7 protein-coding genes are annotated in these 10334 nt (G+C 73.1%); 6 read left to right on the forward strand and 1 reads right to left on the reverse strand.

The genetic code is table 11. The features are described from left to right. Window positions 1–8: 8 nt before the first annotated feature. On the reverse strand, window positions 9–1046 hold the full coding sequence (locus WD794_17620; GenBank protein MEX2292132.1) for an asparaginase: 1038 nt from the start codon (window positions 1044–1046) through the stop codon (window positions 9–11). Window positions 1047–1205: 159 nt separating this feature from the next. On the opposite strand from WD794_17620, the gene WD794_17625 reads away from it, so the two are divergent. The 6 genes from WD794_17625 (at window position 1206) to WD794_17650 (ending at window position 10085) form a co-directional block, all read left to right on the forward strand. Further along, window positions 1206–3509, forward strand: coding sequence for an SDR family oxidoreductase (locus tag WD794_17625; GenBank protein ID MEX2292133.1), 2304 nt, complete (start codon window positions 1206–1208; stop codon window positions 3507–3509). After that, the gene (locus WD794_17630; protein ID MEX2292134.1) at window positions 3506–4750 is read left to right on the forward strand and encodes a zinc-binding dehydrogenase; all 1245 of its coding nucleotides are present in this window, start codon (window positions 3506–3508) and stop codon (window positions 4748–4750) included. Before WD794_17625 ends, WD794_17630 begins: the two co-directional genes overlap by 4 nt. Continuing rightward, entirely contained in the window at window positions 4747–6324 is a 1578-nt protein-coding gene (locus WD794_17635) for a lactate racemase domain-containing protein (GenBank protein ID MEX2292135.1), read from the forward strand. Before WD794_17630 ends, WD794_17635 begins: the two co-directional genes overlap by 4 nt. A gap of 7 nt (window positions 6325–6331) precedes the next feature. Continuing rightward, window positions 6332–7255, forward strand: a complete 924-nt coding sequence (locus WD794_17640) for a lysophospholipid acyltransferase family protein (protein ID MEX2292136.1) — start codon at window positions 6332–6334, stop codon at window positions 7253–7255. Window positions 7256–7885: 630 nt separating this feature from the next. Continuing rightward, entirely contained in the window at window positions 7886–8167 is a 282-nt protein-coding gene (locus WD794_17645; protein ID MEX2292137.1) for a hypothetical protein, read from the forward strand. A gap of 1156 nt (window positions 8168–9323) precedes the next feature. After that, entirely contained in the window at window positions 9324–10085 is a 762-nt protein-coding gene (locus tag WD794_17650; protein ID MEX2292138.1) for a hypothetical protein, read from the forward strand. The last annotated feature ends 249 nt before the right edge of the window (window positions 10086–10334 follow it).

Raw genomic sequence — 10334 nt, forward strand, 5'->3', positions numbered from 1 at the left:
GGCCGGACCTACCGTCGCGGCGGTCCGGTCACGGTCGCGGCGGTCCGCGCGAAGACCTCCCGCACCTGTTCGGCCGCCAGTCCTGCTGCCAGGGCGAGGGACAGCAGGACGCGTGCCTTGACGCCGTCGAGGAAGCCGGCCGGGACGAGCCCCCGGCCGATCAGATCCTGCTCCGCCCCCGGAAAGCCGTAGGTGTCGGTCAGCACCTCGCCGGCGCCCGTGCGCGAGGCGAGGACGACCGGGATCGTGTGGGCCAGCCGCTCCAGCGCCGGGACCGTCCGGTGCGGCACATGGCCGCCACCGAAGGCCTGCACCACCAGACCGGCGTACCCGAGGGACAGCACCTGTTCGGCGAGGCGCCCGTCGTCCCCGAGCGACATCGTGAGCAGGGCGACCGGAGGGACGGCTGCCCCCGGCAGCGGGGTGATCAACGGGAGCGGGGCCGGCCGGACGGCGATCCGGGGCCGCCCCTCGGTCAGCCAACCGAGCGGGCCCGTCGGCCCGGAGCGAAACGCGCCGGTGCTCGAGGTGTGCGTCTTGCGGACGAACCGGCTGCCGTGGATCTCGTCGTCGAGCACGACCAGGCAACCGAGTCCCGCAGCCTGCGGGCAGGCGGCGACCTGCACCGCCGCCAGGAGATTCGCGGGGCCGTCCGGGCCGGCGAGCGTGGGGTTGCGCATGGCGCCGGTGACGACGACCGGCCGCGACGGCGGCAGCAGGAGGTCCAGGGCGAACGCCGTCTCCTCGAGGGTGTCGGTGCCCTGGGTGACGACGACGCCGTCCGCCCCCGCCTCGACGCGTGCCGTCACCTCGGCAGCCAGCTCGACGAGGTCGGTCATCGTCAGGTCGCCCGACGGGCACTGGCGGAAGCTGACCGAATCCACCTCGGCGGCCTCCCGTACCGCGGGGACGGCGGCGACCAGGTCCGCCGCGGTCAGCCGTGGCGTCACGCCCCGGCCCTGCCCCTCGGCGGCGGCACGGGTCGACGCGATGGTCCCTCCGAGGGAGAGGACCACCACGCGGCGACGTCCGTCCTCGACCTGCATCGTCAGCTCCTGTCCTTTCCCCGCATCCGATCACACCCGCTGCCCGGTCCCTCCGGCGAGCCGGCACTGGCTCTCGGCCGAGCCGGCACGGGTCGTGCGGACCGACCCGTCCGGCCGGCCCACTCGTCCCCGGCCGCCGGAGCATGGTTCGATTCCGCGATGGCCGACCCTCGAGCCGCGGAGGCTGCGTGGCCCGGCGTCCGGGCGTCGCTCGCGGGGCGCCGGCTGCTGCTGACCGGATCCACCGGCTTCGTCGGTGAGGCGCTGCTCGAACGGGTGCTGTCGGACCTCCCGGACACCCGACTGGTGCTGCTGGTGCGCGGCCGGACCGGCATCAGCGCGTACGACCGGGTCCTGCAGCTGCTGGACAAACCGGCGTTCGCCGTCCTGCGTGAGCGCCTCGGCGGCGCCGGCATGACGCGCCTGCTCGACGAGCGGATCGAGGTGCTGGACGGTGATCTCGCGCGCTGGCCGGCGCTGCCGGGCGACGTCGACGTCGTCGTGCACTGCGCCGGCGAGGTGTCCTTCGACCCGCCCGTCGACGAAGGCTTCGCAACGAACGCCCTCGGTGTGGACGGGCTGCTCCGGGCCCTGCGCGACAGCGGCAGCCGTCCGCACGTCGTCCACGTCTCGACCGCCTACGTCAGCGCCGTGCACCAGGGCCCGGTGCCCGAGGGACGGCTCGGGCACGACGTGGACTGGCGGGCGGAGGCGGCAGCGGCGGTGCGGCAGCGGGCGGCGGTCGAGGATGCCAGCCGGAGCCCGCACGAGCTGTCCCGGCGGCTCGCCGATGCCCGCAGTGAACTCGGTCGACAGGGTCCGCAGGCGGTGGCCGCCGACGCCGAGCGGCGCCGCCGGGACTGGGTCACCGAGCAGCTCGTGGCGGCCGGCCGCGAGCGGGCCCGCTCACTGGGTTTCACCGATTGCTACACCTTCACCAAGGCGATGGGTGAGCGGGTCGTCGAGGAGCTCGCCGCGGACCTGCCGGTCACCGTCGTCCGGCCGTCGATCATCGAGAGCGCCCTGCTGCGGCCCTATCCGGGGTGGATCGAGGGCTACAAGATGGCCGAACCGATCATCCTCGCGTACGGCCGGGGCGTGCTGCCGGAGTTTCCCGGCGTGCCCGACGGCGTCGTGGACATCATCCCCGTCGACCTCGTGGTCTCCACGATGCTCGCGGCCGCCGCGCAGCCCCCGCCGGCGGGCGCACCTCGCTACCTGCACCTGTGCTCCGGCGCCCGGAACCCGCTGCTGTTCGCCGACCTGTTCCGGATCGTCCGCGACTACTTCCGCCGGCATCCGCTCGAGGCCCGCGGCCGGGGGACGATCGGCGTCCCCGACTGGCGGTTCCCCGGCACCGGCCGGGTCGAGCGCCGGCTGCGCGCCGGCGAGCGTGCCGTCGACGTCGCGGACCGGGTGCTCGGTGTGCTGCCGCGCGGCAACCGGGTGCGCGGCGCGGCCCTCGCGGTGGACCGGCAGCGCGCGCAGCTGGAGTTCCTACGCCGGTACTTCGACCTCTACCGCGCCTACACCGGAGCCGAGGTCGTCTACCTCGACGACAACGTCGCCGCGCTCGGGTCGCAGCTGCCACCCGAGGAGCGCGAACTGTTCGCCTTCGACCCGCGGCAGATCGACTGGGAGCACTACCTGGGTGAGGTGCACTGCCCGAGCATCACCGCGCTGGTGCGGACGATCACGGCGACGCCGAAGGGGCCGCGGAACCGGGTCGACACGGACCTGCCGTCCCAGGGCGAGCACGGCGCGCAGCTGGTTGCCGTCTTCGACCTGGACGGCACGCTGCTGCCGTCCAACGTCGTCGAGTCCTACCTGCGGCTGCGGCTGGTCGGCCTCGCCACGCACGCCCGGACCCGCGAGCTCGCCGCGGCCGCACGCCAGCTGCCCGGTTGGCTGCTGACCGAGCGCCGCGACCGCGGGTCTTTCCTGCGCGACGTCTACCGGCAGTACGCCGGGGTCCCGCTGGCCGAGCTCGACGATCTGGTCGACCACGAGATCGGGCACGACCTGCTCGCCCGGGTCAGCGGCGCCGCCCTGCGCCGGGTCCGCGAGCACCGCGACGCCGGCCACCGGACCGTGCTCGTCACCGGCGCGATCACCGCGCTGACCCGCCCGTTCGCCCCGCTGTTCGACGACGTCGCCTCGGCTGTCCTGGAGGTCGACGGGTGCGGCTGCGCCACCGGGCGGCTCGCGCTGCCCCCGCTGGTCGGCGAGGCCCGGGCGACCTGGCTGCGCCGCTACGCCGCCGACCACGCGATCGACCTCACCGGCTCCTACGCCTACGCCGACTCGGCCAGCGACCTGCCGCTGCTGCGCGCCGTCGGACGGCCGGTCGCCGTGAACCCCGACGCGACGACGCTGCGCGCCGCACACGCCGGTCGGTGGCCGGTGCAGGAGTGGCGGTCCTCGGGCCGTCCGGGGCGGCCGCTGGCCGGAGCCCGATTATGAGCACCGGAGCGGGCGTGGGCACGGGTACGGGCACCGTGCGGTCGGTCGAGGTCTACCGGTCGGTCCCGCGATACCTCGCCACCCGCGTGCTGTCCACGGCGCTGCCGCGGGTGAGCAGCACGTCCGCGGCGCCGCTGCGACTCACCCGCGGCCGGGGCCCCCGGCGACCCGGCCCGCGCTGGGGACGGGTGCGGCCGCGGCTCGCCGGGATCTGCGGGTCGGACCTGTCGACGATCGCCGGGACCTCCTCGCTCTACTTCTCGCCGCTGGTCTCGCTGCCGTTCACGCCCGGCCACGAGGTCGTCGGCGACCTGCTCGACGACGTCGAGGACCTGCCCGCCGGCACCCGCGTGGTCCTCGACCCGCTGCTGACCTGCATCCCCCGCGGGCTCGACCCGTGCGGTGCGTGCCGCGACGGCTCCCGCGGCCGCTGCGACCGGATCACCGTGGGTCACCTGTCTCCCGGGCTGCAGACCGGCTTCTGCGCCGACACCGGCGGCGGCTGGAGCGACCGGCTGGTCGCGCACCGCAGCCAGCTGCACCCGGTGCCCGACGACCTGCCGGACGAGCGCGCCGTGCTGGTCGAGCCGCTCGCCTGCGCGATCCACACCGCGCTGCGGCTGGCGCCCCGGCAGGGCGACCACGTGCTCGTCGTCGGCGCCGGCGCCGTCGGGCTGTTCACGGTGCTGGCGCTGCGGGCCTTCACCCAGGCGGCCCGGGTCACCGTGGTCGCCAAGCACCCGCGGCAGGCCACGCTGGCGACCGCTCTCGGTGCGACGGATGTCGTGTCGCCGCGGGACGCGCTGACTGGCGTGCGGCGCAGCACCCGGGCGCTGCGGGTCCAGCCGGAGCAGGGCTCCGCGTACCTGCTCGGCGGGGTCGATGCGGCGGTCGACTGCGCAGGCAGCCGGGCCGCGCTGGACACCGCGCTGCGGCTGACCCGCGCCGGCGGTCGCGTCGTGCTGAGCGCCATGCCGCCCGCCGGCGTCGACCTCTCGCCCGTGTGGTTCCGGGAGCTGGAGGTGGTCGGCTCCTATGCGACCGGGCAGGCGCGGGTCGAGGGCGACGAGCCGCGAAGTTCCTTCGACCTGGCGATGGGACTGGCCCGTGACGCGCCGCTGGACGAGGTGGCGCAGAGCGGGTATCCCCTCGAGCGCTGGCGTGAGGCGCTCGAGCACGCGGGCAGTGCCGGCAGCCTCGGCACGGTGAAGGTGCACTTCGATCTCAGGGAGACCCGTTGACCCGGCCAGGATTCGTGCTCGAGGTCGACGAGCGCACGCCGCCGCTGCTCGTCCACGAGGGCGAGAAGGTCCGACTGGAGACCTTCCCGCTGGGGACGCGGGTCGTCTACCCGCCCGAGTCGCTGCCGGGCCTGCACGACGTCGACGGCGCGATCCGCTCCGCGCTGCTGGACCCGCACGGCAGCGATCCGTTGCCGACGCTGCTGTGGCCCGGCATGCGACTGACGATCGCCTTCGACGACATCTCGCTGCCGCTGCCGCCGATGCAGACCCCCGACGTCCGGCAGCGCATCGTCGAGGCTGTCCTGACGATGGCCGCGGCGGCAGGAGTCGACGACGTGCAGCTGGTGGCGGCCAACGCGCTGCACCGGCGGATGACGCCGGCCGAGCTACGCCGCTGCCTCGGGGAGCGGATCTTCCGCTCCTTCTTCCCCGACGCGCTGACCAACCACGACGCCGAGGACCGCGACAACCTGCTGCACCTCGGAACGACGGACCACGGCGAGGACGTCGAGATCAACCGGCGCGCCGCCGAATCCGACCTGCTCGTCTACGTGAACATCAACCTGGTCGCGATGGACGGCGGTCACAAGTCGGTCCCGATCGGCCTCGCCTCCTACAAGAGCCTGCGACACCACCACAACACGCACACGATGCTGCACAGCAAGAGCTACATGGACCCGCCGAGGTCGGCGCTGCACGGCTCCGCCGCGCGGATGGGTGTGCTCGTCAACGAGCACGTGAAGATCTTCCACATCGAGACGACGCTCAACAACGACGCCTTCCCCTCGCCGTACCGCTTCCTGACCCGCCGCGAGTGGGAGTGGTCGGCCAAGGACCAGGCGACCATGCTCGCCGTCAAGCGCGGCCTCGATCTCGCCCCGGCACGGGTACGGAGCCGCATCTTCCGCTCGATGGAGGCGCCGTACGGCGTGACGTCGGTGCAGGCGGGCGCGACCGACCCGGTGCACGAACTGACGCTGCAGAACGTGCACCGCCAGCAGCTGGTCGAGGTGCAGGGGCAGAGCGACGTGCTGGTCGTCGGCGTGCCCTACGTCGGGCCGTACAACGTCAACAGCACGCTCAACCCGATCCTGGCGATGTGCCTGGGGATGGGCTACTTCTTCAACATGTACCGCGGCCGCCCACTGGTGCGGCCCGGCGGCGCGATGATCCTCTACCACCCGGTGCCGTGGGAGTTCTCGCAGCTGCACCACCCCAGCTACGTGGATTTCTTCGAGGAGGTGCTCGCCGAGTCGACGGACCCGGCGACCATCGAGAAGAAGTTCGAGCAGCAGTACGCGACCGACCCCTGGTACATCCACCTCTACCGGACGTCGTACGCCTACCACGGCGTCCACCCGTTCTACATGTGGTACTGGGGCGCCCACGCCATGGACCACCTCGGCGACGTGATCTGGGTCGGCGCCGATCCGCGCACCGTCGAGCGGATGGGCTTCCGGTCGGCGTCCACCCTGCAGGACGCGCTCCAGATGGCGAGCGGGACGGTCGGGCAGTCGCCCTCGATCACCTACCTGCACTCACCGCCGTTCGCCCTCGCGGACGTACGGTGATGCCGTCGTGAGCCTGCGCAGGGACGTACGCGACGTGTCGCGCGGCTGGCGCTGGGGCCGGACGCAGTTGGTGCCTGCGTCGGCCGAGCCGCACCGACCGGCGCCGGTGTCCCGGGCGTTCCCGACGGCGTGGGCGCGTACGCCGGCTGCCGTCGCGCTGCGCGGCGCGGTGCAGCGCTTCGGGCTGCGGCCTCTGGTGCACTCGCAGGTGGCCGTCGAGGTGAACGGGCGCGAGGCGCTCGACGCGCTGCGCGGCCCGGTCGTCTTCGTGGCCAACCACTGCTCGCACCTCGACGCGCCGCTGGTCCTGACGACGCTTCCCGAGCGCTGGCGCCGGAACACCGTGGTCGCGGCCGCCGCCGACTACTTCTTCGACACCTGGCCCCGGGCGGTCGGCTCCACGATGGCCTTCTCGACCTTCCCGATCGAACGGCGGGGTGGCGACAGCGGCTCACAGGCAGTCGATCTGCTGTTCACGGGCTGGAGTGTGCTGGTCTTTCCCGAGGGCACCAGGTCGGCGGACGGGTGGACGGGGGAGTTCCGCCTCGGTGCGGCCCGGCTGGCACTGGACGCGGGTGTGCCCGTCGTGCCGGTGGCGATCCGCGGCTCCTTCCCCGCCATGCCGAGGGGGCGGTCGTGGCCGGTGCCCGGCCGGCGTCCGGTGCGGGTGCGCTACGGAATGCCGGTGCATCCCGTACGGGGGGAGGACCCGGCGCTGCTCACCGAACGGCTACGGGGGGAGGTTGCACGGCTGCTCGACGAGGACGCGACGGACTGGTACGGCGCGCTGCGCCGCAGTGCCGAGGGCGCGACGCCGTCCCCCGCCGGGCCGGAGGCGTCGCGCTGGCGGCGGGTGTGGGCGGCGACGGAGCCGCTGGAGGTGGACCGGGTGGCGGCTCGACGCTCGCCGTGGCGGTCGGGGCGCAGGTAAGCGGTTCTCGGTGCCAGCAGCGCCCGCTTGTGCGGGCCGCTGGCACCGAGATCAACCCGCCGGCCCGCCGCCGCCCCGGTGCCCGGCGTTCTCGGTGCCGGCACCGCCTGCTCCGAGCCCAGGCGTGGCACCGAGATGGATCGAGCAGCCCAGCGGCAGCCCAGCGACCGCACCGAACGGCCGCTGATGCCGGCTCGCGGACGTGGCAGCACGTCGGGCGACCGGACAGCCGCTACCGGCGCGTGTGCCGTGCCGGGGCCCGGGCCGACACGAGGCCCAGGCTCGGCGGCACCCCGACGTCCACGACCGGCGGCACCCGGCCTCCGGCGAGAGGCAGGGACGCGACCAGCGGTGCAGCGCCGTGCCGTCACCGCTGACGAACAAGCGGCGGCCGTCAACAGCAGGCTCTCCCGCCTGCCAGGGGTCCTACGGCTCATGTCGATTCTCGTGATGAAGACGGTCGTCGACATGCGGCCGTTACCCACCTGACGGCAGGGAAGAAGGCAGCGACGGTTTCGCGTCGGCGTCCGAGCAGAAGCGTCGGTTCTGCTCGCCAGGATGTCGGACGGGCACAGGGCGCGGCGGGGCGCTCACAAGCGGAACGGTTCGGTCACCGCGGCCGGAGTCGGCTTGCCGTACGAAGCAGACGTCGCCGGCGCCGGCGTGGCCGTGGTGGCGCTGGCCGGGGCAGCCGTCGCGCTGCCGGGAGGACCGGAGGACCGGGTGACCGCCGTGTACCCGGCCGCGCCCGCGGAGGAACGCGAGCCCGCCGTGTGGGAGATCGACGCTGCGGACCCGCCGCAGGCCGCCGCCGCGGGATTCTCCGTGCTGGTCACCCGGCTCGGCTGCAGCAGCGGCGAGACCGGCGAGGTGCTCCGCCCCGAGATCGGGGAGAGGCAGGAGACCCGTTGAGGTGACCTTCGCTGTCGTGCCCTGCCGGACGGTGACTACTTGTGCTCCAGCAACAAGCCGGTGCCGTCCGCGGTGAAGCTCGATGGGCCCGTGGGCTTCCGTACGGTGATCGCCGGCGCGTGCGTCCGCAAACCCGCCAGCACGACGTCCTTCTGTCTCGACCGGGCCCGTTGGCCGCTGGCGAACGCCACGACGGCGCCCTCGCCACCCGCTCAACCCATCCGCTCGCCCGAAACGCGGCCGCCGACGGCCGCAAACCCTCAGCCGACGCCGCCGCCTGCGTCGCCGGCGCCACCTGCGACCTGCGGCGCAGGTCCGCAGCAGACCGGCGGGCCCATCCGGCTCGCGCTGCGGTTCCCGGACACCGTGGACGAGTCGAGGCGCAAAGGGGTCCCCCGCTCCCTGCCTCGCTGTCGGTCGTGTGTGGTGTCAGCACGGCGACGCCGAGAACCACGAACGCGACACCGGCGACGACCTCAAGAGGTGACTGGCACCCACTGGACGTCAGACGGCGGGGCACGCGAAGGACCGCGGCGACGGAGTGGGGCCGACGCGTGGGCTCGGCGGCGAGTAGGGACGCGCGTAGACCTCGAAGTCCTCCGCATCAGCGCACTGGTCCATCGGGTGCGGGACGACCTGATCCACCGGGTCCGTCGAACGCGAACCAGGCGCAGGTGAGTCCGTCGGCTCTGCAGAGGGAATTGTCGCACTTGTAGAGGGAGCGGTGGCGGGAGCCTCTCCTTGCACGGCAAGCATGAGCCAGATCGCTAGGAGCACCAGCACCATGCAGCCGAAGAGCGCAGCCAGCGCGCGTGGGCTCCTGAACGCGCTCCGCATGACCATGCGACGCGCGCAACGCGGGCGAGGTTCCCGCGGCGCGACCGGAGCCTGGTGTCGGTTCTGCGCTTGGTTGCCACCATGACTGGGCTGACTGCGGAGCCGTGGCGCCGCCGAGGACATCGCAATCGCCAGCGCTGCCCGCGACCACCTCGCAGGTGATCCCGAGTCGAGTGGCTGTGCCGGTCACCGCACAGCGGTGCAGCAGCCAGACACGCTCATCGACGGGCACGTGCGTCCCCCGCGCCTGCAGGCTGAAGCGACCAGCCCCGGCGGGCAGGTTCTGGCCCGCCTTCTTCCTCGATGGGACGCTGATGCTGTGACCAGCGCCCAGGGCTTGCGGCTGAGCGTCTTCGGCGGGTCCGTCGGAGAGCGAGGGCTGCGGGTCGCGACTGGGGGTGCGGTCGCCACGGCTGCCGTGACCGCCGGCTTTCTTGCGGCGGGGTTCGACTGGCGACTGATCCTGCTGCTGACCCTGAACGGCGTGATGGGAACAGCCGGCGTGCGGGTGCTTGAAGGGTCACGCCCGTCGGCCTGGCCGCAGGTGCGCTATGCGGCGCTCGGAGCACTGCTCGCGTGTGCGAGCGTGCTCTGGCTCTCGCGAGCAACCTGGGCCTGGCTGGCTGTGCTCTTGCCGATCGGCATGACGACCGGCGCTGCTTCCGGTGCGCTGGCAGTCCTGGTCGCGGCTCGCCTGCCGCGAGGACAACTTCCCTGGGTCCTCTGTGTCGGCGTTGCTGTCGTGGCTGCGTCGCTCGGCGGTGGCATCGTCCGTACGCTGCCTTGGCTGCCAGGGAGCTACCTGAAGGTGGAGGGGCCGTCGAACTGGACCTCTGCGGAGCAGCTGGCCGCGCGGCTGGCGGAAAGGCTGGAGGCACAGCCGGACCCCTTGTCAGATGAATCCTGGGGCAAGGTGGCCTTCGAGACGGTGACTCCGGACGAAGGCGGGAGTACAGCAGCTGGGTATGAGCGGGCAGCCAATGAACGCAAGATCACCGTCTGGTTGAACGGCGACCGCGCCTGCGTCCTGGTGCGTGCGACCTCGGTCGACTCCTACGCCGGAAACTGCCGGGACTCCTGATCGCGGCTCCGTCGCCCCGCAGCTACCTGTCGGCTGCTGCAGAACGGCGCATTTTACCCTCGCCGGCGCCGAGGTGAAGAACGGCTTACGCTCGCAGGACACCGCGTCCAGGGCGGCAGAAGAGGCCCGTGGCTGGCCCTTCGCTCGCTCGCCACGCCCGGCCAGTCAGACCCTGATTTTGCAGCCTGGTCCGACCGCCGCCTGATTTCATGATCGTTTTGGTCGGGCGATGGTGTGTGGGGGCCGAAC

It is taken from the genome of Mycobacteriales bacterium, assembly GCA_040902655.1.
GTDB lineage: Bacteria > Actinomycetota > Actinomycetes > Mycobacteriales > SCTD01 > SCTD01.

Coding starts and splice junctions, on each gene's coding strand:
- WD794_17620 (MEX2292132.1), bottom strand. CDS start 1,046: ATGCAGGTCGAGGACGGACGTCGCCGCGTGGTGGTCCTCTCCCTCGGA.
- WD794_17625 (MEX2292133.1), top strand. CDS start 1,206: ATGGCCGACCCTCGAGCCGCGGAGGCTGCGTGGCCCGGCGTCCGGGCG.
- WD794_17630 (MEX2292134.1), top strand. CDS start 3,506: ATGAGCACCGGAGCGGGCGTGGGCACGGGTACGGGCACCGTGCGGTCG.